The organism is Psychrobacter sp. JB385, assembly GCF_900163785.1.
GTDB lineage: Bacteria > Pseudomonadota > Gammaproteobacteria > Pseudomonadales > Moraxellaceae > Psychrobacter.
In genome coordinates this window covers 479,416-504,915 of sequence record NZ_FUKN01000013.1, presented here as the reverse complement: position 1 = coordinate 504,915, position 25,500 = coordinate 479,416, and the positions used below count along the sequence as shown (strand labels likewise).

The 25,500-nt window shown below is 42.8% G+C and carries 14 protein-coding genes; 8 read left to right on the top strand and 6 right to left on the bottom strand.

The genetic code is table 11. The features are described from left to right. Window positions 1-196: 196 nt before the first annotated feature. The gene (locus CZ794_RS09405; RefSeq protein WP_087041337.1) at window positions 197-838 is read left to right on the top strand and encodes an OmpW family protein; all 642 of its coding nucleotides are present in this window, start codon (window positions 197-199) and stop codon (window positions 836-838) included. Window positions 839-998: 160 nt separating this feature from the next. Here the strand turns inward: CZ794_RS09405 and CZ794_RS09400 are convergent, their stop codons facing one another. Further along, window positions 999-2,684, bottom strand: a complete 1,686-nt coding sequence (locus CZ794_RS09400; RefSeq protein ID WP_087041336.1) for a 2-oxo acid dehydrogenase subunit E2 — start codon at window positions 2,682-2,684, stop codon at window positions 999-1,001. 24 nt (window positions 2,685-2,708) lie between these two features. After that, a complete protein-coding gene (gene aceE, locus CZ794_RS09395; RefSeq protein WP_373407909.1) occupies window positions 2,709-5,525 on the bottom strand; it encodes a pyruvate dehydrogenase (acetyl-transferring), homodimeric type in 2,817 nt (938 codons plus the stop codon). 593 nt (window positions 5,526-6,118) lie between these two features. Here aceE and CZ794_RS09390 point away from each other — a divergent pair. The 5 genes from CZ794_RS09390 to CZ794_RS09370 all read left to right on the top strand — a co-directional run bounded on the left by CZ794_RS09390 (window position 6,119) and on the right by CZ794_RS09370 (window position 17,473). Beyond that, window positions 6,119-8,152 (top strand): hypothetical protein, encoded by a 2,034-nt coding sequence (locus CZ794_RS09390; protein ID WP_143515717.1) that lies wholly within the window; start codon window positions 6,119-6,121, stop codon window positions 8,150-8,152. Window positions 8,153-8,419: 267 nt separating this feature from the next. After that, the gene (locus CZ794_RS09385) at window positions 8,420-8,884 is read left to right on the top strand and encodes a hypothetical protein (protein WP_087041333.1); all 465 of its coding nucleotides are present in this window, start codon (window positions 8,420-8,422) and stop codon (window positions 8,882-8,884) included. 45 nt (window positions 8,885-8,929) lie between these two features. Beyond that, window positions 8,930-11,074, top strand: coding sequence for a DUF11 domain-containing protein (locus CZ794_RS09380; protein WP_087041332.1), 2,145 nt, complete (start codon window positions 8,930-8,932; stop codon window positions 11,072-11,074). Between the two features lie 133 nt (window positions 11,075-11,207). Continuing rightward, window positions 11,208-16,538, top strand: a complete 5,331-nt coding sequence (locus CZ794_RS09375) for an SdrD B-like domain-containing protein (RefSeq protein WP_087041331.1) — start codon at window positions 11,208-11,210, stop codon at window positions 16,536-16,538. 128 nt (window positions 16,539-16,666) lie between these two features. Further along, complete coding sequence (locus tag CZ794_RS09370; protein ID WP_087041330.1) at window positions 16,667-17,473, top strand: hypothetical protein; 807 nt, start codon at window positions 16,667-16,669, stop codon at window positions 17,471-17,473. A 44-nt stretch (window positions 17,474-17,517) separates the two neighbouring features. Here the strand turns inward: CZ794_RS09370 and CZ794_RS09365 are convergent, their stop codons facing one another. The 4 genes from CZ794_RS09365 to glpK all read right to left on the bottom strand — a co-directional run bounded on the left by CZ794_RS09365 (window position 17,518) and on the right by glpK (window position 22,294). Further along, the gene (locus tag CZ794_RS09365; protein ID WP_087041329.1) at window positions 17,518-18,210 is read right to left on the bottom strand and encodes a TetR/AcrR family transcriptional regulator; all 693 of its coding nucleotides are present in this window, start codon (window positions 18,208-18,210) and stop codon (window positions 17,518-17,520) included. Window positions 18,211-18,463: 253 nt separating this feature from the next. Next, on the bottom strand, window positions 18,464-19,489 hold the full coding sequence (locus tag CZ794_RS09360; RefSeq protein WP_087041328.1) for an endonuclease/exonuclease/phosphatase family protein: 1,026 nt from the start codon (window positions 19,487-19,489) through the stop codon (window positions 18,464-18,466). A gap of 262 nt (window positions 19,490-19,751) precedes the next feature. Next, window positions 19,752-20,222, bottom strand: a complete 471-nt coding sequence (locus CZ794_RS09355; RefSeq protein WP_227681041.1) for a hypothetical protein — start codon at window positions 20,220-20,222, stop codon at window positions 19,752-19,754. 494 nt (window positions 20,223-20,716) lie between these two features. Further along, window positions 20,717-22,294 (bottom strand): glycerol kinase GlpK, encoded by a 1,578-nt coding sequence (gene glpK, locus CZ794_RS09350; RefSeq protein ID WP_087041326.1) that lies wholly within the window; start codon window positions 22,292-22,294, stop codon window positions 20,717-20,719. Between the two features lie 571 nt (window positions 22,295-22,865). Between glpK and CZ794_RS09345 the strand changes: the two genes are divergently transcribed. Together CZ794_RS09345 and CZ794_RS09340 are read left to right on the top strand one after the other, a co-directional pair. Continuing rightward, complete coding sequence (locus tag CZ794_RS09345; RefSeq protein WP_087041325.1) at window positions 22,866-24,518, top strand: TolC family protein; 1,653 nt, start codon at window positions 22,866-22,868, stop codon at window positions 24,516-24,518. A gap of 107 nt (window positions 24,519-24,625) precedes the next feature. Further along, window positions 24,626-25,489: a YihY/virulence factor BrkB family protein gene (locus CZ794_RS09340; protein WP_179207280.1), complete on the top strand. Its 864-nt coding sequence runs from the start codon at window positions 24,626-24,628 to the stop codon at window positions 25,487-25,489. The last annotated feature ends 11 nt before the right edge of the window (window positions 25,490-25,500 follow it).

Sequence of the window (25,500 nt, the reverse complement as noted above, 5' to 3'; positions counted from 1 at the left end):
ATCTCGTTTTTCTTTATCTACTGAATAAAACCGTCTCAAACACATCCATAAAACCTTACTATTAACATGGTTTTGTACTATAATATGATCACAATGTTACACCTTAGTGAATAATCATAACATTGTGTATCGGTAGCTAATGCCATCCCTCATTAGATCTCTACCGAAACCATCTATTATATTGAGGAATACAATGATGAAACTACAATCCCTAGTTTTAGCTACTATTGCTGCATTGACCGTGAATACTGCTTTTGCAATCCCTGCTGGTACTTGGTCAGTGGCTGCTGGTGCCCATATGGTCGACCCTAAGAGTAATAATGGTACTCTTGCAAATGGCGCCATAGATGTTGATGTAGATAGTGACATCCGTCCAACCATCAGTGGCGAGTATTTCATTGCGAACAACGTGGGAGTCGAGCTATTAGCAGCCATTCCATTTCACCATGATATTACTTTGACAGCTGGTAACACCACGATTGATGCAAAGACTCAGCATCTACCGCCTACTCTATCTCTACAATATCATTTTGACGGCTATAATATGCCTATGAATGTAAAACCTTTTGTTGGCGTCGGTGTGAACTACACAACTTTTTTTAAAGAAAAAATCTATAGCGACACTTATGAAAATTTAAAACTGGATGACAGTGTTGGCGTTGCTGGTCATATTGGTCTGGATATTCCTTTTAAGCCGACTGAATCTTTTCGTATTGATGCTCGCTATATGGATATCAAGACAGACGCAAGTGTAGACGTTGCGGGTAAAACGCTGGATGTTGGTGAAGTTGATATTAGCCCTTGGGTATATGGCGTGGCATTTGTTAAACAGTTCTAATACACCCAAGATGACATAGCGTAAATAAAGAAGTCAGCTTGATAGCTGGCTTTTTTATTGCTGCTTATGATGGTTTCCAAAAAAACGCTCAAGCATAAAAAAAGACCATCCGTAGACAGTCTTTTTTTAAATCAATTATGCTATGAGCTGAGACGTAAACCTAGAGTAAAATACGACGCGGATCAGCCAATAAGGTAGCGACATAGCGGGTAAACACCGCTGCATCAGCACCGTTGATAACACGATGATCATAAGACAATGACAATGGCAGCATCAAGCGTGGCTCAAAAGTTTGCTTAGCCGCATTCCAAACAGGCTGCATGGTCGCTTCTGATGCACCCAAGATACCCACTTGTGGCCAGTTAACGAGTGGTGTGAATGCCGTACCACCTAGGATGCCTTGACTTGAGATAGTAAAGCTAGCACCTTGCATATCTTTAGTAGTGAGCTTTTTATCACGCGCTTTGACTGCCAACTCACCAATTTCGATGGCGATCTGCTTGATACCTTTGTCCTGTGCGTTTTTAATCACAGGAACCACTAGGCCGTCATCAGTCGCAACCGCAATACCCATATTAACGCTCTTACGCAAAATCACTTGTGTATTGTCATCACTCAAATGACTGTTAAAGCGTGGGTGTTGGGTCAAAGCGTAAGCAGTTGCTTTAACAATAAAGGCCAAAATAGTCAGGCCAATACCTTCAGCTTTCATACCACCTTTTAGCTCACCGCGCAGTTTTTCAGTCTCTGTAATATCAGACAAATCGAACTGAGTAACTTGTGGCAATAACGTATTATAGTTAAGCTGAGGTATCGAGACTTTTTGAAGACGGCTAAGATCTTGCGTTTCCGTCTCACCCCAAATCTCAGTATTACTCATGTCAGGTAGCTTTGGCAGTCCTGAGCTAACAGCACCCTGAGCAGCTGGCGCGGCTTGCTGGGTGGTCAAACGGTTTTTGACATGCGCAAACAAATCCTCTTTTAGAATACGATCGTTCAGTGCTGAGCCATTTACCTGTGTAATATCAACACCTAGTTGACGCGCCAGTTTACGTACAGCAGGGCCTGCATATACATCTGCAAGCTTTTCATTGACTTGTGCTTCGGTCAATTTTTTATCAGTAGATGCCGCAGTTGAGGTCGGTGCAGGTGCTTGCTTTGGCTCGCCTGTTGGAGCTGGCTGTGATTTAGCGTCAGCTTTTGGTGCAGGTTTATCCGCTTTTTTAGCAGTGTCCGCTTTTGGTTTTGCCTTAGAACTACCTGCCGCTTTAATGACGATAAAGTCTTGACCATTAGCAACAGTGTCACCAGCATTTACCAAGATTTTTTCGACCACGCCTGCTTCTGGTGCAGGCACTTCGACAGAGGCTTTATCCGACTCAATCAGTAAGATGGACTCATCAGCACTGACCGTATCACCTACACTCACCATGATTTCAGCCACTTGCGCTTCGTCAACGCCTATATCTGGCAGTGCATGGGTTGTCGATGCGCCTTCACTAGTATCATCAGTCGCCTCTTCCTCTGCATCCTCTTCAACAGGTGCGTCTTCAGTACTCTCGTCTGCTTGTTCTGAATCAGTTACTTCTTCGGCATTGTCGTCAGCATTGTCACTTGCCTCAGCACTCTCAAGTTCAATCAATACCATGCCTTCGCTAACTTGATCGCCAATAGCAACGCTGATTTTGGTGACTTTACCAGCCGCAGAGCTTGGTACTTCAACCGAAGCTTTATCAGACTCTAGCAAAACAATGTTGTCATCTTTTGCGATAACATCACCCACTGCTACCATAATTTCGCTGACTTCGGCGCTATCGACACCCAAATCGGGGGCTTTAATATCCATGTTTATCTCCTAGTCTTATGATTATTATTCTTTGACATCGCCGTCATTGAGTAAAGTTGCATCCGCTTGATCTTCAGCACGACCTTCATTGCTGATTTCTTCATCGTCTTCAGCGACAAACTCAGGTACAGGACTTGGGTTTACTTTGCCTGGTGCTGGTGCATCTGGAGAATGATCATAATAAGACTGTTGGTGCCATGCAGGTGGCTGATCCACATCAATACCTAAACTTGAAATCGCATCTTTCACCAAACGCATTTCCACTTCGCCTTCATCTGCTAAGCGCTTAAGCGTAGCAACAACGATGTGAGCTGCATCAACGTTAAAGAAGCTGCGTAAGTTTTCACGAGTATCAGAACGGCCATAACCGTCAGTACCAAGTGTGGTATAAGGACGATTGTCCGGTAACCAAGCACGGATCTGCTCTGAGTAGTTGCGCATATAATCAGTTGCTGCAACTACAATACCTTCGTGCGGTGCTAATTGCTCAGTAACCCATGGCACTTTTTCTTCGTCCATTGGGTGTAGACGGTTGTAGTCGTCACAGACCATACCATCACGAGTCAACTCGTTAAAGCTGGTCACACTCCAAACGTTTGATGTGATATTGAACTCATCTTTTAGAATCTTAGCGGCTTTTTGTACTTCACGTAAGATTACGCCCGAGCCCAATAGCTGTACCTGAGTTGAACCGTTGTCTTCTAACAAATACATACCGCGTTTGATACCTTCCTCAGCACCTTCTGGCATTGCAGGCTGGTCGTAGTTTTCGTTCATTAGCGTTAGGTAATAATAAACGCGTTCGCCTTCTCCATACATACGGCGTAGACCATCATGTACGACAACAGCCAGCTCATAACCATAGCAAGGATCATAAGTCACGCAGTTTGGTACCACGTTAAATAGAATCTGTGAATGACCATCCTGATGCTGCAAGCCTTCGCCATTCAGAGTCGTACGACCCGCAGTGGCACCTAGTAAGAAGCCTTGCGCTTGACAATCGCCTGCCGCCCACGCCAAATCACCTATGCGCTGGAAACCAAACATTGAATAATAGATATACATCGGAATCATTGGTAGCGCGTTCACAGAATAACTGGTTGCTAAGGCAATCCAAGTACTCATTGCACCCGCTTCGTTGATGCCTTCTTCTAACATATGACCATCGATGGCTTCTTTATAGCCCATCAAGGCTTCGCTATCTTCTGGTGTGTATTTTTGTCCAACCGCAGAGTAAATGCCGAGTTGACGGAACATGCCTTCCAAACCAAAGGTACGCGCTTCGTCTGGTACGATTGGTACGACGCGATCTTGGATGTCTTTGTTTTTCAGCATGGCTGATAGCAGACGTACAAATACCATCGTCGTTGATTGTTCTTTGCCATTACTGCCTTTTAAGACGCGATCGAATATTGACAGTTCAGGAATGCTCAATGGAATGTGACCACTGCGACGATTTGGTAGATGACCACCCAATGCTTCGCGGCGACCTTTCAAGTATTTCATTTCTGCCGAATCCTCTTCAGGACGGTAGAATGGTAGGGTCTCTAATTGCTCATCGGTAAATGGTAAATCGAAACGATCACGGAAATAAACGAGCGCCTCTTGATCAAGTTTCTTGATTTGATGCGATTTATTGACCGCTTGTGTTGTGCTGGACAAGCCATAACCTTTGACAGTTTTGACCAATACGACCGTCGGCTGACCTTTAGTTTTCATCGCTTCGCTAAACGCAGCATACACTTTTTGTGGATCATGACCACCACGGTTTAGGCGTGCAATATCTTCATCAGTCAATGCATCAGCCATCTCTTTTAATTCAGGATATTTACCGAAGAATTCTTTGCGAGTAAATTCAGGCGTACGCGCTTCGTATAGCTGGTACTCACCATCGACCACTTCTTCCATACGATGTTTGAGAACACCCGTATCATCATTGGCAAGCAGGCTATCCCATTTACCACCCCAAATGACTTTAATCACACGCCAGCCCGCACCGCGGAATACTGACTCTAGCTCTTGGATAATTTTACCATTACCACGTACTGGACCATCAAGACGCTGCAAATTACAGTTAACGACCCAAATCAGATTGTCCAACTTCTCACGACCAGCAAGAGAGATTGCACCCAAGCTTTCTGGCTCATCCGTCTCACCATCACCCAAGAATGCCCAAATTTTACGGCCTTCTTTTTCTAACAGTTTACGGTTTTCCATATAACGATGCACGTGAGCATGGTAGATCGACATGATCGGACCTAGGCCCATGGATACCGTTGGGAACTGCCAGTAATCAGGCATCAAATATGGATGTGGATAGCTTGATAAGCCTTTACCACCCACTTCGCGGCGGAAGTTATCAAGCTGATCTTCTGTCAAACGGCCTTCTAAATAAGATCGCGCATAGATACCTGGTGCTGAGTGACCTTGATAATAAATCATGTCACCACCGAAGTGATCACTTGCTGCGCGGAAGAAATGGTTAAATCCTGTTTCATAAAGCGTGGCGCTAGAAGCAAATGACGCTAGGTGGCCACCTAAATCATCATCATTTTTATTAGCGCGCATAACCATTGCCAAAGCGTTATAGCGAATCAATGCACGAATCTTACGCTCCATACCCAGATCACCTGGGTACATTGGCTCATCTTCAACAGCGATACTATTGATATAGGCTGTATCGAGGCGGTTAAATGGTAACCCCTCTTGAACCGCCATATTGTATAGCGCTTTTAATAAAAACTGAGCACGATCCTTGTCTGCATGCTTGAGAACAGACTCAAAGGCTTGAAGCCATTCTTGGGTTTCGGTGCTATCAGCATCCTTATAATAATTCATCATTACTGTCCTTTTCTGTCAGTCAGCCCTGCCTAAAAACAGGATGTTGTTAAGTCGAAGTATTGTTCAATACTGTCTTAAGGGAATGGTTTGCTCAATGACTTCCTTGTTAATTCAAGAAATTACATTCAGTATTCTGCATGTATACGGCTGCATTTGATCATTTCATAATCTTGGGCATCCAACGTAATTAAAGTAAAAACGGTACTACTGTGCATCTATATATCGTATGCTAACTGAATAATCAGATAGTAAAATACGCTCTCAGCCTAGCTCCTATAATCAACCATCAAACGATAATAACCCTTTATTATAGGCGTTTATGCCACAGTTGTTTATAACTATAAAGAAATGGTGATATGACAAGTATTTTTGAAATAAATATTGATTAGTGATTAGGTAAATATTTATAGGCTTATCAACTTACAATGGAATTGATAATTCTATGGTTACTCATCGCACTATATGAACCTTTCGTCCTTTTTAAAAAGCTTTTGATACTGATCTTAGATATATTAAGTTAATAAAAATTACTAATCTTTACTTTTCTTACACAGTAATTTTTATTTGATACAAACTTGGATCGGGGTGGTTAGATGTGTATCGATAGATATCCAATCTTGGGTAAATACCTTAACGTCAGTCAAATGCTAAATTTTATCATATCTGCTCTATTTTTAAGTTTGATACTTACTCTTAATAGTGCTCGCGCTGATTTTGCATCAAATGAAACCTCTGCAACTGGTATGTGTCCTGCCAATCATAAAATGTATTATATTGGTGCCAATCCTCCTGCTTCTACCCCATCGTCTCTTGTCGTTTCTCAAACGTTGACTTGGACAGCTGGACAAACCACCAAAAGTTTTACTTTCACAGAGTCATCTGGAAATAAAACATTCACAATTGCTTTTTCTAACATACTAGACAAAACCACTACTGCCATTAGTGCTCCGCCAAATGCTGAATCTCCTTTTTATGATAGCTTGAGCGGTGTAACCAATTCAGCTATCAACTTGGTTCATAACTCTCCTGTATCAGCAACCTCTAGAACCAACCACGTTTTAGACGTCAAAGTGAATCAATCTACGAGTAAAACTGGATATAAAATTCAAGACCTAGACTCAACTGGAGCTACTGGACAAGTACCTTATATTGAACAAGTGGATGTCTCTTCTAGCAAAGGACAATTAACCTTTAACAATAACTTCCATACGATAAATGCGGCTCGCGATATCGTAACAGCTCGTTCAGGGCTCAATTGTGGTGCTGGAGGCTGTACTATAGACGCCGCTTGGAACTACAATCTTGCAAATATTGCTCTAAACCTTAAGCACAACAATACACTTTCACAAGTAAATAGCCCACACGCTGTAGGCTACTCTGACTTTTATTTTTGCTTGGCACCGCCTAAGCTGATAATCAAAAAGGCACTTAATGGCAACCGTGTGAATGACAGTGACACTAAACGAGATCAATTTGAGATAACCGCTACTGGCGGCTCAATAGCGACAAACAGCTTTACCACCACTGGTACAGGCTCCACCATTACAAACGGTACTAGCGCTACACTCACCTTAGCGGAGAACACAAGCTACACTATTACAGAACGAGCCATCAATGGTACAGCACTTGGTGATATAGCGAGCTATAACGCTACCTATACCTGCACCAACGCCACGACTGGTAGCACCACAGTCATGCCGACTGCTGCAATGACTTACAACGCCACCGCTAAAACTCGCTCGTTTACACTTGCTAATACGACATATGGTGATGAAATCACTTGTACTATCACCAACTCGGTAAACAATTATAACTTCTCTGGCACTGTGTTCAATGACAATGGCGGCATCACTAATGCCAATGCCTCTAATGCCGATATTGTGACTGGCCCTTATGCCAATAACACTAATTACTTTAATGGCGTATTCGATAACACGGCACCCAATGCTGAAACGGTTATTTCTGATAACGATAGTACGGTCGATCTGACCAATTGCTCAGGAACAATTATTGCCTCACAACCAGTCGCAGTTAATGGGTTGTATTCGATCAATGTTTCTGCAGCACAATTGGCAGGATACTCCAACCTATGTTTAGTGGAAAAAAGGAAAGAAGGTTCTACTTCTTTTCCAATACGCACCACTTCCGGCAGTAGGTCCATTAATTTTCAATCGTCTACTTATAACTATCCAAACAATAACTTTGGTCGAGTTATTGTTGAGAACTCAGCTTTAGTATTAGAAAAAGAACAGGCGGCAAATAAGTGTGACATCACCTCCTTGACAGATGTTTCGCTCAAATACAGCAAAGATGCTTTAAATGAAAAAGGTGACAACCCTGATATACGTCCAGGTCAATGCATTGCTTATAGAATTACAGCGACCAATCGCGCCAATATCCCTATTGATAATTTTATCATGCAAGACATTTTACAGAAAAAAGGGATCAATAATGCGACTGTAACCTCAGTCCTGACTACCCCTGCTCGTGAAGCCAATGTGTTTAACGATGGCCTGAGCAATGGACAAAATGGCACGATACGAACCATATCTCAGACATTGCCCAAAAGAGATAAACGCATATTTTATTTCAATACCAAATACGGTACTACTGTAGACACTCAGTAGCGATCAGTCATTAATTCTCACCTAATCTACTAGCTTTCGTTTTCATGCCAAAAAGCCCTATCTGCCAAGATAGGGCTTTTGCCGTTTGGTCACCTTAATAAGCCCTTTGTCATCTTTATAGTGATTATTTGTATCGTTTACGTGAAAATCACCAAAGAAGAAAATACCTATTTTTTATGCGTACTTTCTATAACAGATTCAGGTTAATTACTCCGCGATTTGTAAGTTAATACCTTATTAGCATTACGATCGAGACAAGGATTTTATATGAAACGATTTAAGCTTGTAACCAACATTTTGTTAGCAGCGTTGGCCTCTACCTGTGTATTAGGTACCGCTCACGCTGATGATGCCTTGAAAATGGATTTAACTGCTAATCAAGTTATCAAAAATGCAGAAGGTAAAACGGTTTATTCGCCAGTACGCACAGCACCAAAAGGTACTGTCATTCAATACAAAGCAACTTATACCAATACTATCAATAAAGATATTAACGATTTGATGGTAGCACTACCAATTCCTACCAACATGGTATTCACAGGTGACGCCACTCCTGCTAGCGCTCAGGCCAGTACTGATGGTCAGAACTATGCTGACATGCCTTTGATGCGTAAAGTAAATGGCAAAGTAGTTAAGGTGCCGTTTTCTGAATACCGTAGCCTTCGTTGGAATATCAAGCTATTACCAGCCATGAAATCCGCCGCCGTATCACTCAACACAATCGTCAACTAATACTTACACAATGCTTTTATCTTAAACCTTCTGGAGATTGACCGCATGAAACCTAATTTATTCCAATACTCAGTGTTGACCATCGGTGTGGTTGCGGCTATGGGTATTACTACTGCCAATGCAGCTACCCCAACAGGTGGTACGTCTGGCTCATTCAATGTAAATAACAAAGCCACAGCTTCTTATACTGTCGCTGGTAATACGACTGTACAAAACGCGGAATCAAACGTAGTCACTGTTAATGTTTCTGAAACGGGTTCTTTTAGTTTGATTTCTACTGTTGTTGATGCCAATCCCAACGATGATTTTGGTAGAGATCGCGCTATTAATGCACAAGCCGTTTCAACCGTAGATTTCACCCATACCTTGGCCAATGCTGGTAACATTAATGATACTTATACCATCAATATTGCCAATGCCACGGGCGATGATTTTGATTACAACCTAGGCAGTAGTATTATCAAGTATCAAAAAGTTGATGCTAGCGGTGCTAACACTGGGGGTTTGGTGACCATTGCTAACGGCGGTACGATTGCATTAGCACCAGGCGAAAAAGCGTTAATCACCGTGACAGCTCAAGCCGATACTAAACGGGTTGCCGATGCCAATGGTATCTTAACCGTCACTGCTCAAAGTGCCTACTTAAAATCGAAACCTAGTAACAGCGCTGTTACTACTTATACCGCCACTAACACTGATAATGCGTTAACCAAAACGCCACTTTACGCTATCACAAAATCGGCGATTACCAACCTTGGTAACAGTAACTTAGATTTAAATAATGCCACTGCTTATGTTGATTATACGATTACCGTAAAAAACGAAGGTAATATCGCTGGTACTGCAATCAGTATCTCAGATGATCTACCATCAGGCTTGGTAGCAATAGCGTCAGGAGAAGCTAACTATGTAGCGCCTACTGTTACTGCCTCTAATGGTAGTGCAACAGGTACAGCTGTACTATCAGCCGCCAACAAAACCATCACGGTAGCTGGTCAAAATATCAAAGTTGGCGAAACAATCACCGTCACTTTCCGTGCCAAAAAAGCAACTGGCGCAACCGCTACTAGCTCATTCGTCAACTATGCAGTTGTCAGAGACAATACCAAAGACGATGCCACTGCGAATACGCCTGATATCATCGATAGATCTGATAATGGTACTACTCCAGGCGGTCCTACTGAAAGCACTTATGAAGATCCCGCTAAACCTCTAATAGGTAAAGACGATAATACCAATGCAACCGTAAACACGACCAATCAAACGCGTGCTATTGCCATCACTCCTGGTGCCAATAAAGAAATTGCGCTTGTTACCCCAAACACTGTTAATGATGTGACCAACAATTACACGTATACCATCACCAACAATGGTACTGACGTTACAGAAGCAGCAGGAACAGGCAATAGCGCCAATGCTGTCAAACTGTCTATAAAGCCAACGGCTACTCAAGATAACGGCATCATTGATAATCCTAACATCAGTATCGCACGTGTCTATGTAGACGCTAACAACAATGGTAAGTTTGACACTGGTGAGATTGAACTTACTGGTGTGAATGGCATCTACGATCTTAATGCTGCCACTCCTTTCGTGACAGGTAGTACGACCACTCGTAAAGGGTTAGCGCCTGGCGAGAGCGTCAAAATTGGCGTACAGGTCGCTTCAACAGGTAAAGGTAGCAACGATCCAAACTCTACAACAGATAACGTAAACAACATAGGTGACTTTGAGACTTTAACCGTCGCTGTACAGCCTAATGGTGCCGTTAGCGGTACTGCCGCGCCTACTAGCACTGCTGGCAACCCACTGTCTACAACCTCTACGACGACCTTGCAGGGTATCAATCTGAAGAAATACCAAATAGCGGCTAATTGTGATGCCAACCCTGGTGTTACCGCTGCTGCATGGTCGACTGGTAATGTAACTGCTACTGCTGATCAATGTGTCTTCTATAAATTAGAAGCCAAAAACACATTTATGGATGCTACCAAAATCGTTAACAACCTTGTGGTTTCAGATACATTAGATAGCAAACTTACCTATCAATCCAATAGCTTTTCATCGTCACCAACAGCAACGACTCAAACACTTGGTCAGTCAATACAAGTGACATTTGCGAGTATCGCTGCTAATACGACAGCCAACGTTATATTTGCCGCAAAACCTTCGCAAACAGGCACTAATTAATAATCAAATACCCTATAAGCGCCACAAGGTGCTTATAGTACATCTCTCTAGCTTGAACCAATTATTTTTTAATGAGTCAAGCTAGAGACGCTCTACCCTGTTACCTCTTTATGTTTTATTGGATAAGCGACATATGACTCTATCTATCATGACACCGTCTAATCGTACCGCATTGTGTACAGCGAAGATCTCTGCGCTGACGGCTGCAATGTTGCTTATGCAATCAAATACGGCATTCGCTGCGCCTAGCGCCCTCGTACAAACTATCAACAACATTGCTAATGTGAATTATGTCGTTGATTCTATTAAACAAAATGGCATTTCAAATAAAGTACAAGTCAAAGCTTCTGCCTTACCTGAATACGGCATCAGTTTAACTCAGCAACCTTTACACACTGTCGCACCTAACACGCTAGTAAGCTGGAGTAATGTGCTTAGTAATACTAGCTATAGCAATCAAAATGTTGAGCTGACGTTTGATGTATCGCCCACTCTATCTAATTTAAAAGTTTATCAAGATTTGAATAAAAATGGCCTCATCGATAGTGGTGATAGACAGATTATTCTTGATGATATGAGCGCTCAAATCAAGCTTGGACAGGGTGAAAACATACAGCTTATTGTACAAGCTTTATCAGACGCTAATGGTAAAGACGGGGATACTGCTAATATTAAGATCGGTGCCATTGTATTAGAGGATCCGTCAATAAATAACGTAATGGCAACTGATAGCTTAGTCATCGTTGAGTCTGGCATCAAATTCACTACGCCTAAATTTGATGAAAGTAAAACCACGTCACAAATTAATGAAGATGTTTATGTCAGTACCAGCTACGCTCAATGCAACGTGCAAACGGACAAGCCCGATCAAGTATGGGTAACCATTAAATCAGCAAAAACTGGAGATACCTACTCACTCAAAGGCATAGAAACAGGTAACAATACTGGCAAATATCAGCTTTCAGCAGCTACTCAAAACAATGCCAATGCTATCAATGATAAAATCATTCAAACATTGAAAGATGATAATCTGAATGTTCATTTGGACGCTTGTATCGCAGCCTCAGTAGGTTTGAATCAGCAGCCAACCTCCTCTGATCTCGACTTAATTACCGATGATATCAATAGCAACATCCTTATCGTTGATGATGCACCGACGCTAAGAGTGGAAAAAGAAGGTGATGTAAAATCGGCAGAGTTTGGTGATTACGTCAATTATACTGTCAAGGTCACTAACGATGGTACCGCACCTGTTTATGATGTCGAGTTAAAAGATGCGCTGCCACGCGGTTTTGATTATGTCAACAATAGTGTGCGTGTTGGTCAAACTGCTAGTATCGATGTCAATCAAGCCCAAACGACTGAATTTAAAGCAAATGGCAAATACCAAGTGCTAAACCTAGGCACGATAGCGGCTGGTGAAACCAAAAATATCAGATATCGTGTGCTCATTGGCTCATCAGCATTGGGTGGTGATGGTGTTAACCGCGCCACCGCGCATGGCCGTGATGCCAACAACAATACTTTGGCATCATTAGAAGCACAGTGGCCTGTCGAGGTCAGCCGCGGCATTATGAATACTGATAGCATCATCATCGGTAAGGTCTATCACGATATCAACCGTGACGGTATTCAGCAGAAAGAAGATGGCGAGCTTGGTGTTGCTGGCGTACGTATCTATATGGAAAACGGTAATTTCATCGTGACTGATCCTGAAGGTAAGTATAACTTCTATGGGGTTAGCGCCAAAACACACGTACTAAAAGTTGACCGCACTACTTTGCCGAAAGAAACAGAACTGGTCACTCAAAGTAACCGTAACGCTGGTGATGCTGGTAGCCGTTTTGTAGATTTAAAATACGGTGAGCTACATCGTGCAGATTTTGCGATAGTTGGCGGTATGGCTGACAGCACTGAACGCTTAAACGCTGAGCTTATCGCTCGTAGCAAAAGCATCAGTGCAAAAAACGACACCCTTGAGCAAGCGGTAAAAGCTGAGCTCATCTTGGATCCTGATTACGATATCAACAATACAGACAATGTCGATGCCAGTGGCTGCAAGTCTAACGATATTTTAGATCAAAGCATTCAGTGTGACTTTGCCATTGTTAATGAATCGGCGAACCTTAGTACTGACAGCATCAAAATGGAAGTCAATAAAATTGCTGCACCCAAAGAAAAAGAGCTTGAAGAATATCTAAAAGAAGTGGCCAACAATAACGTCACTTTTATTAACTTGAGCGACGGTCAGCAGCTCAGCACTTACAAGCAAATAGTGCAAGTACAGGCTCCGCTAGGATCGGTATTTACCTTATACGCCAATGGAAAAGCCATATCAGAAGAACAAATTGGTAAAACTGCTGAGCAAAAGAAACAAAGCGTCATGGCTTTTGATTATTATGCGGTTGACTTACAACGTGGCAAAAATACCTTGCGCGGCGTGGCGACTGACGTAAATGGTAAGGTTATCTCTGAGCAAACCATTCAGGTACTAACGCCAGATATTCTGCAAACGATTGATTACCGTACTCAAGCGCAGTTAGTCCCTGCAGATGGTATCAGCGAATACCAAATCGTTATCAGCCTAAAAGATCGCGATGGCCGCCCTTATATTGCCTCGACCCCTATCACTATCGACACCAACATTGGCCGTATTAACCTTACCGATAGCAGCAAAGATCAAGCGGGCACTCAAGTTACTGTATCAGGTGGCGAGCTGTTGATACCAGTCACGGCACCAAGCGTACCAGGTAAAGGTGAGCTTGTCATCGATACTGGTAGCAGCAAGCAGACCATCCCACTACAGTTCACAGCCAAACTGCGTCCACTGATTGCCGTTGGTATCGTTGAAGGTGCCATTTCACTCAAAGACTTTGATGGTAGTAGTATCACTGATGCGCAAGGTGCATTTGAGCAAGAGCTGAATGATTTTGCTGGTAACGACGACTATACCGCATCAGGTCGTGCCGCCATGTTCCTTAAAGGCAAAGTACGTGGCGACTATTTGTTGACTCTAGCTTATGACAGTGATAAAAAAGGCGAGCGCCTGTTCCGCGATATCGATCCTGGCGAGTACTATCCTGTCTATGGCGATTCATCTGCCAAAGGCTTTGATGCGCAATCAACTAGCAAGCTCTATGTGCGTGTGGACAAAGGTCGCTCGTTTGCTATGTATGGCGATCTAAAAACCCAAATTGACAATGATGAAGGCATCAAACTGGGACAGTACAACCGTACATTGACTGGTCTAAAAACTCAGTTCGAAGACAACAATACTCGCGTGACTGCATTTTTGGCAGAGACCAGCACTAGCCAGCGTGTGAACGAGACTCGCGGTTTGGGTATTTCTGGGCCATATCCACTTGCTAAAGATTTTGATGCGGTACTAGAAAACTCTGAAACGGTTGAAGTTATCACTCGTGATGCCAACAATCCTGGACTCATCATTAACCGTGAGACTCTGACTCGCTTTGCTGATTATGAAATTGACCCGATTAGCCGTAGCTTATTTTTGAAATCACCAATTGCCAGCCAAGATCTTGAAGGCAATCCTATCTATATTCGTGTCACAGTAGAGGTCGACGAAGGTGGTGAAGACTATTTAGTTGGCGGTATCGCTGCTAAACAACAGCTGACGGATAAAGTCTCTATCGGTGGTAGCTATATCAATAGCGACGATCCATTGAACAAAGAAGAGCTGGCTAGTATCAATAGCGTTATCAAATTCAATGATAAGTTGAAGCTGGTCGCTGAATATGCGATGAATAAAGCTGAGAACCCAAATTATCAAGCAAGCAATCAGATCAATACGACAGAACTAGACGACAACAACGTGAAAGGTGATGCATTACGTGTCGAGCTTGACTTTGACAATAAGAAAAACACCCGTGCCAAGGCTTATTATAATGATGCTGACGAAGGTTTTGTCACTGGTGCGTCACCGCTTACCGCTGGACGTACGGAGTCTGGTGTAGAAGTTATCCATAAGCTAAACAATAAAAAGACTGCCCTGAAGTTAGAAGGTATATATACCGAAGACCATACTACCGAAGCGAGTCGTGAAGGCGTACAAGCCAGTATCGAGCAACGCCTGAGTGAAAACGTCGTTGGCGAGATTGGTGTCCGCTACTATAAGCAAGATGCCACTGCCGCCTCGCGTAATACGCAAGCCGCCACAGATGTTGTAGATATCACTGATGACACATTGTTTAACGATGACATCATCAACCAATCTGCCTTGAGTAGCGTGAGTGATGCTGATAAAGACATCGAAGGTACGACCGTTCGTGCTCGTATCACCTCTCGCCTGCCTAAACTTAATAATAGCTTGGTATTTGCAGAATACGAGCAGGATATCGACAACAGCTCACGCAATGCCACGTCTATCGGCGGCGAAACGCCTATCGGAAACTTAGGTCGATTGTACGCGCGTCATGACTTGATCAACAGTCTATCTGGCACTTATGGTCTTGATGATACCGATGAGCGTCAACGCACCGTGGTTGGTTTTGATGCCAATTACATGAAAGATGGTAAGGTCTATAGCGAGTATCGTATGCGTGATGCTATTAGCGCACGTGAAGCTGAAGCCGCTCTCGGTCTAAAAAACAAATGGTATGTGCAAGAAGGCCTAACCCTAAACACATTGCTTGAGCGTGTTGAGTCACTCGAAGGTGAAGAAAACAACACCGCAACCGCCGCAGGTATTGGCGTTGAATACCTTGCCAAGCAAAATTACAAAGCTTCAGGTCGTGTCGAAAAACGTTGGGGCGAAACGAGCGACACGTTACTTGGTAGCGCTGGTATTGCTTATCGTTACACTGATGAGGTGACTTTACTTGCCAAAGACACCTACTCACGCATTGACTATAATGACGGTGATCGCACAATCAATCGCTTCCAATTAGGCGCGGCTTACCGTGATTACGATAGCAATCAGCTCGACATGCTTGCAAAGCTTGAGTATCGTTTGGATGATAATAATACGGGTGATGACACTTATCAAAAAGACACGACCGTTTGGTCATGGAATGGTAACTATCATCCAACGCGTCCATTAACACTGTCTGGTCGCTATGCAGGTAAATATACAGAATACGAGGCAGATGGCCTGACCAGTAACAACACGGCTCATGCCGTCTATGGTCGTGGACTTTATGACATCAGCGAGCGCTGGGATGTTGGATTGCAAGCTGGCACGTACTGGAACAATCAAGCAAATGACTTGGCTTATATGCTTGGCGCTGAAGTTGGCTACAGCCCAATGACCAATCTTTGGTTGTCTCTTGGCTACAATTTCATGGGGTTTGAGGACGAAGACATTGCTTATGATGATAGCACCCAAGAAGGTGCTTACTTTAGACTGCGTTTCAAGTTTGATGAAAACCTATTCAAACGTGAAGACCCACGCAAAAACAAGCGTCTAAATAGTGACTCTATTCAAATCGGCGACACTAGCTTATAGTGTTGCTGGTGGTGTCTTAAATCATACCTGATGGTTTTGGCATTATAATTTGTGAGACTAGAGACCACAAAATCAGCGCTAATAATGGTAAATACCAACACTTATTATCTTCCTATAAGGTTTGCATTATGCTCAAAGCTGCCCTTAACACCAGTGCTTGTACCCAACCCCTACAGGCTACGCTCTTAGGACTATTACTTTTGAGCATGGCCTCGCTTGCATCAGCGGCAGATAATATCGCTACCGATACGACTCAAATCGTGAATACAAAAAGTATTGTAGATTGTCACACTGATATAGAGACTCAAACTCCTTCTTATAAATACCAAAGCACGCCGCAACGTGTGCTTAACTGTATGATAAAGCAGCTACAGCCCTATCAGCAAAAAGACAAAACCGCACGTCAGCAATATCTGGCCTATAAAGCACAAGCATGGCTTAATTATGCGATTCATCAAGACAGCATGAATAGCCGCTCACCTGCTGGTCCCATGGCGGTAGACATGGCAGAGTCTATATTGCAAGCGCTAAAAAATGATACCACACAAGACATCGCTCTACAGCAAGACATCCCAACAACCTCTGCTCTAATGCGTCCTGATCTATGGGCAACGCTAAGCGCGCTCAAAGACAGTGATGGTATAGAGTCAGCACCACGTGAAATGGCATTTAGTGAAGTGGCATTAATTTGGGCAGCAACCAATCAGTGCGAGCGCGGTTGGCGCGAGTCAGGGATACATTTTCGAATGGCGGATCGCTGGCTTGAGCAAGCACGCGAAGCTTATGTGAATGCCCACGATTCACAAACTAACGTCGCTTTAGAACAGGCTATCGTCAGCTACTACAAGCAGTATGCACCTTTGGATGCCAGTGATGACGTCTGCCGTGGACAGATATTGACGCCTCTGAACAATAACAAAAAAGCCGACAATTAATGTCGGCCTTTTTACCACTACTCAATAGTATTTGACCAGTTGTCTTAGCGATTTTTACGCGGTAACTTCTCTGGCAAATAACAGCGTAAGTAAGCAATGAATGCCGTATTCGCTTCTTGGATGTATTCATCTGTAATACTTTGATGACGACGATAAGACAACGTGAATATCGCATTCACAATGCTATAGGCAATCAATAAGGTGTCTTGTACGTCTTCAAAGTTTGGCATCTCATAACGTTCTGACAGACGCTTATAAACCAAATCGACGATTTGATGATCCATATCTTCGCCAAAACTGTCACCTTCAAAATCAGGTGTATTGGTATCATAAATAAGTTTGGCTTTGGTTTCGTCGTTATGGAAGATCATCACACATTGGTCAATCAGAGCCGTTAAGTACCCTTGCCATCTGTCGTAATTACCCACATCAACCGTTTCTACGATTTCTAATATCTCGATCGCATTCAAAAAACGCAATGCTAAAAATATTGCTTCGATATTAGGGAAGAAATGATAGGCAGAAGCTCTTGGAATACCCGCCTCTTCACACACAGCCGCCAACGTAATATCGTTAATCGGTTGTGTTTCACTCAACTTCTTGGCACCCGCCAAAAGTTTTTGACGACGTGCGCGGCCTTGTTGGCTGGTAAACTTAAACTTATTTGGAACAAGTTTCTTTGCCAGTTCCGAGTCTACCAACACATCTTCAATTTTTTCGTCTTTGTTTTCGCTCATTGTAAGTCTCTTAAAATTACACCCTAATTTATAAAAATAATCTTCATTGGAAGATATTCCTCCTAATTGAAGAAATATTTCCTATCAGTCAATAATATAATGCTAGTATCAGCGCTATAAGACTCATTGCAGAGGCATCATAAACGCTTGTACACTATCAAGCAAGGGAGATGAATGGGTTAAAATGATGTTCAGATCAACAATTTAGTCAAGCTGACCATGAATTGCAATAAAATTAATCGTTCAATTAAAACTAATCATTAAGTTTGATTTTCGCTCTTATAATACCATGATCAATGACTCTATCTGCATAATCCCACTTCAAATGGTCATTAAAGTAATCTACTCTCTCAACTTGGCCCAGTGAAAACTTGCTATCAGGCAAAAACTCTTCTGAGACAAATAACTGATCGATCACCTCTGGCATACCCTGATATATATGAGTGTAAGCCACATCTCTCATCCAATCATAACGTGATTGAATACGCGCCGCATCAAACAAGGCAATATCACGCATACTCTTATCATAGTTAACTTCGCCAGTCTCAGCCATTAACTGTGTGGTAACACTGCCAGTGACATCATTCATGTCACCCAACAATATGAGTGGCTCACGAGTATGATGTAGGCGCTCTATGATAGACATGCGAATAGAAGCTGCCTCTGCTGCACGCATACATAAACTGCGCAGTTTGGCACGGACTCGGATATTTGGATCATCCATATCTTCTAACAAATCACCGTTTTCATCGCGCAAGAAAAAAGCGCGCTTACTTTTTAGATGGGTTGTCACAATCGTTATTGGCTGGCCATATGCATTGACACGTAATACCAGTGGCGGACGATTGAAACGTTGATACAATCCAATATCAGGTATATCAATCACAGCTTTTGGCAAAATATCTTCTAACAAACTACATTCTAGTTGCTCAAAACGGCTAATAATCCCAACAGCAGGCGTATTCTGTGCGCCTCTACCTTGAGTATATGAGCTTGCCCTGTCATTACTTGCCAGCGGCGCGACAACATGCTTTGGCTCAAAACCCAAAGCAACAGCCAACTCTTCAAGTGCCTGACTATCCCATACCTCTTGCACTGCAATAATATCAGCATGCGCCTTCGCTAACAAATCAGTGATACCACACAGTTTATGCTGGTATTGGTGCTGACTATAAGCGGGCGCATTTTCATAATAAACACGATCAGGATTGGCAAAATTGAGTAAGTTGGCTGTCGCAATATAAAACTGTTTTTGACCACTATCTTCCATACTACTCATCCTAAATCACCTATTATTATATTTATTGAGAACAGATATTATCAAGTTTAATTTATTACATACTCATTTGCAGCAAAAAAGCCTCCAAAGATTACTCTGGAAGCTTTAAATTAGCACAAATCTTACTGATTTTGTTTAGTAAAAAGACCAATTCTACAATCAAACTAACTCTTGTCATATGAGAGTAATATAATAGATTGACCAATTACGTAAGTCAGATAAGCGCTTGGAAATACTACCCTTTTCTGAATGCATATCTATATTAAGATATACGATTCCAAGCATCGGCTGAAGCTCTACGTGCTTCATTCCACTCCAGACGAGACTCGCCTTTTACTTCGTGCCACGAACGCTCTAAATCTGCTTCGTGATCTTCAAAACGAGCATCAGCAGGATAACGTGCACGGTTAGCATAGCCTACTGCATATGCTGGGTGCAAGTCACGGTCAAAATCATAACCTTCTTTGTAGTAATCAGCATTTGCATGTTCAGCACGCCAGTAAGCTTCTTCATGCGTTGGATCAATCGCTTCTGCTGCTGCATGTCCTGCACCGCCACCAACGATAGCACCAATGGCACCACCAATCAAAGTACCGAGTGGGCCTGCCATAGTACCAATAGCTGCGCCTGCCGCTGCTCCGCCTACACCGCCAATACCTGTACCTACTGGATGAGAACCTGGCTCACCTGTAATCACATCAGCGTTTAAATCTTTTTTTGTCTCTTTCGACATGTGTTTTACTTCACTACGATCAATAGCATCATGATTGTCTATAATGTTGTCATTGTCATGTAGAACACCTCTATTACCGTCCAGCATAGGATCATTACCAGCTACTCTACGGTGATTGTCATCAATAATTCGCTCTCTATCGCCAACTTCTAGGTAGTCATCATCCGCAACAACACGGTTATTAGGGTCTGTAATACGGCCATCGTTATTCATAATATCTTCCTTAAATTCGTTTTTATATATTGGTAGTTATTGGGTGCTAACTTATCATTGGAATAATAAATTAGGTGTTTTACTTAATTCTTCTAAAGTATAAAAACTTATGGGGAGAAACAGATAGACGGATTATGTAAACTGTGTCTTACTTGCGATTGTCTTGCGTTACAGCCTGTATCTTTCTCTCTATTTTGTAGGATGGTAGAGCCATTTACGTAATTAATCATTATCTAGCGACTGGGTTTCCTTACATACAGTCGTTCTTTGAAAGCGTATTTTTATAAAACAATTAATGCTCTATCAATGGCTTGCTGCCATTTACTCAGATGCTGCTCACGCATATCGCTAGACATTTGAGGTTCAAAAATCCGATCAACTTGCCAAGAAGCTTGTATCGTGGCTTCATCGTACAGGCCAGTTTTTAGACCAGCAAGTAGCGCTGCACCTTTAGCTGTGACCTCTGTGTCTTTTGGACGTAATACTGGTACATTAAGCAAATCTGCTTGAAACTGCATTAGCAAGTCATTATTTGCAGCTCCGCCATCAACTCTCAATTCAGTTAATGGATGAGGACTGTCTTTTTGCATAGCGATCAGCACATCGTAAGTCTGATAAGCGACTGCTTCTAATGCTGCACGCGCGATATGAGCCTTGGTCGTACCGCGACTCATTCCAGTAATGCTAGCACTGACGTCTGAACGCCAGTAGGGTGCACCTAGCCCTGTAAAAGCTGGTAATAACACCACATCTTCACTACTATCGACCTGCCTTGCCAGCTGTTCAATCTCATCACTGCTTTGAATCATACCCAAATTATCACGCAGCCATTGGACGATTGCACCTGCCATAAACACACTGCCTTCGAGTGCATAAGTGACTTCTTTTTTAGGCGGTTGCAACATGCGCCGACCCGACTGCACAATTTGCTCAAGTGATAGACTATCAGAGCGCAACGATGTCGATTTTTTTTGCCAGGCAATGGTAGTCAATAGCTTATGTTCACTAAGTTTGGGTTTTGTCCCAATGTTCATTAATAAAAAGCAGCCTGTCCCATACGTGTTTTTTGCCATGCCAGCATCGAGGCAGCCTTGTCCAAAAAGTGCGGCATGCTGGTCACCCAGTACCGCATGGATGGGAATTTGTTTGGCAAACAGTCCTTTTTTAGTTTTACCGAAGTCGCCATCAGAGGGCAGCACTTTAGGTAATAAACTCATAGGTATGGCAAAACGTGCGCACAACTCCTCTGACCATGCCATTTTGTTGATGTCATATAGTAGAGTACGAGAAGCGTTGGTGACATCAATGACATGCTCACCGCCTGTTAGCTTATAGATGAGCCAGCTGTCTATCGTGCCGACTGCTATTTCATCTTTGTCGATGCGCGCCCGCCATTTGGGGTTGTGCTCTAACAGCCAAGCGATTTTGCTGGCGCTAAAATACGGATCCAAGCGTAGACCTGTTATACGCTGTACGTCGCTTGACATATCATTTTGGCTGTTATGAGTGTCGGTAGTCAGCTTTTTGCAATAGCTTGCGGTACGTCTGTCTTGCCAAATAATCGCAGGTGCTAATGGTTTACCCGTTTTTTTGTCCCACACGACGATAGACTCACGCTGATTGGTAATCGCAATACTGGTGACATCAGTGGCAAGCAGCCCTGCTTGGTTGATGACATCATGTGCGCAACTGATTTGCGTCTGCCAGATTTGCTGCGCATCTTGCTCAACAAAGCCTGTCTGCGGCGTTTTTAGGATCGTTGGCTGCTGTACCATTTTGATTGGACGCGCATGATCGTCGTACAATATCGCTCGACTTGAGGTTGTCCCTTGGTCTAAAGCCAAAATATATCCTGCCATCACTCACACCCTATCTTATCTCAGTCATTTATCATTGATATTTTATAGCCATTTATCTGTTATTTGCACATATTTATAGTTTCTCGCATCATCAGTTATTAAAATATGATTAACTAAGAACGACGGCTTTTAGCGGTTATGTGTGGTAATCAGACAAATAATTTAGATTTCTGGAATATAACATACATTGGTACTGTCTATGCTGGCTGTACTTAGCTGTACTTAATGGCTCTTTAATCAACATCCAATAATATCAACGCCTCTGTGATTTATCCCTTAACTGTTTGATAAACCTTTTATTGTGATTCAATAAGCGATGCGGTTGTGCTTTTCGAATTCAAACAACTAACATAAAACCCTTGTTCATTCAATGCAAAACCGACAAATACTGAGCATTGACCCGTCACCATTGTGGCACTACAGTGTACGTTTTATCATGAATAACAAAACTCTGGTTTTTGATATTGGTTTTCATTGATGATCTTTTTTTAGCACGCCCTGTGCTCGATAGTATTTACGCTTTACACAACTTCAAAATATCTTGCTCTCTAATTAATGGCTTACATGACTTATGAAATTTGCCTTATCGACGCTGTCTACTGCTGTGATGACGACTATGATGCTGGGTTTGGCTACTCCAGCTATTGCGCAAACTGAAGACACTGAGCTTGCGCAACAAAATGACGTGATACCAATCACTGTGACCCAAATTGTTGACGCTAATGATCAGAGCAATACTCAAAATGACAATACCGCCATTACAAATAATGAGCCGCATCAAGCAGGAAAACCGATTGGCTTAACCACCCTTATCGACCCTATTACCCACAAAAGCGTGGATAATAGCTACCCGATAGAAGTGTCTAGCTTATTGAGCCTTGAACAAGCTCAAAACATTCTATTGCAAGTTTCACCAAAAATTGCGGCCAATCAAGCAGCGATTGCCGCCAGTGAATATCAAACGGACGCGCTTAGAACCATAGACAACCCTTTGGTATTTGCGCGAGTATCGGCTACTGCTTATAACTTGGATACAGATCTTGATTTATCCACGCTCAAGAGTGGTCTTATCAATGAAGTAAATGACGGGATTACCCCTCCTGTTCCTACGTTACCTGACTTACCAAATTTTGGAGAGTTAATCGGTGAACGTATCCCTGATTCATACGAATTAAAGCGCTCAGGCTCGACAACAGGAGCCGGTGTTGGCGTGGTATGGCCAATTTATACTGCTGGACGTACCACGGCGTTAACGGGGGTATCTGATGCTCGAACCCAAGAAGCGCGAGCAGACAGTCTATTAGATAAAAATGAGCTATATAACACATTAATTGAGCGTTATTTTAAGGCACAGCTGGCCATTATTGCTGCCTACTTACGTGACGATGCTTATGACACGTTGCAGAAGACCGACCATATGGCGCAGCGACTTTTCGAAGAAGGATTTATCTCACGTGTTGATCGTTTAGAAGCGCAATCCGCACTGGCGGATGCACAAAGCGAATCCGTTAATGCCAACAATGACGCAAGGCTTGCCATGATGGCTTTACAGCGTCTGCTACGTACTGACTATCGTATCAAACCTTCAACGCCGCTATTTGTCTCCAGCCGGCCTTTGCCAGACGTTACTTATTTTCAAGATTTGGCGCTCAATAATCACCCAGGTCTACAAAAAGTGGCTGCCAAACGCGCGCAGGCGCAGCAATTACATGCGTTATCAGATACAGGTTATAAACCCACTGTTTTACTATATGGCTATGGGCAAGTTGAAAAAGATCCCAGCTGGGTCGCTGGGGTTTCTGCAAGCTGGAAACTGTGGGGCGGACTCGATAAAACCGCTTCATTGGCATCTAGTAATGCCAAAATACGTCAAGCAGATTTGTCCGAGATTGAAGTCAGTGACAACCTGTTGTTACTGGTCGAAAAGAACTGGCACGATGTCAATAATGCCCAATCACGTTATCAGGCACTACAAAGTAATGTTGATTTGGCCGCTGAGGTTTTACGTCTACGGCAATTGGGACTCCAAGAAGGCGTGAATACGCCAATCGATGTGGTACAAGCACAAACACAGTCGCTCAAAGCCCGTACGGAACAAGCACAAGCAGCAAACAGTTATGTACAATCATTGGCAGCACTGATGCAAAGCTGCGGCACACCGATGGCTTTCAATACTTATCTCAATGCCGCCGACATTCAGTTGCCAACTTTGTATACGGAATGATGATTTTATATTAAAAATCGTAGGGTATGTGGATAAGCGCTTATACTAACTATCATACAACTACCCATCACCCTACCATTATTAATCTTATTGTGAATAACTGTCTTATGAAAAAAACAACTTCCAACTTGACCAGTGGACTGCATCCTTTATTAGAAACATGGCGTATCGCAAATAAATCCAGTATTTGGGCACATTGTGCGAGCGTTGGGTATTTTGGCTTTTTGTCTATTTTTCCAGTCATGGCTGTGTTTGTACTGATTTATGGTCTTGCGTTTTCGCCCGCTGAGATGCAAGAACAAATCTCACTGTTACGCGCCTTTATACCAGATACGGTTTATGATGTTCTTAATATGCGCTTAAGTGAGTTGGTCTCTAACACCACGTCCACACTGACTTTTAGTCTTTTGTTATCGAGTTTTCTTGCCCTTTATGCAGGCTCAAAAGGCATAAAATCTTTGATTATTTTGATCAATCTTGCTTTTCATATCACCCAAGAACGCAGTTTTATTCAAGGTACGATTCGAGCGATTGGTTTGACCTTCGGGGCAGTAGTGGTCTTGATCATAGCGATATCTTCTATTGCCGTTATTCCGCTGGGAGCAGAGTATTTTCCTTTTCCTCAAATAGCCAAGACCATTGCGCTTTGGAGCCGATGGCCGATATTGGCTGGTATTATTTTCTTAAGCTTTTTGGGCCTATATCGCCTAGCGCCAAATCGTGACGCTATCGTGCTAAAACAGCTGATGCCAGGAGCGGCTTTGGCGACTGTACTTTGGATTGTGCTATCTTTACTATTTTCGATTTATGTGCAGAATTTTAATAATTACAGCGCTGAGTTTGGTGCCCTATCAGCAGCGGTGGTCATTATGCTGTGGCTTTATTACTCAGCATTTATCATCGCCTTTGGTGCTATTTTTAACTCTCAAGTCATAGAAAATGGCAAACCTTATGCCATTCGTGTGTATTAATCATAAAACCT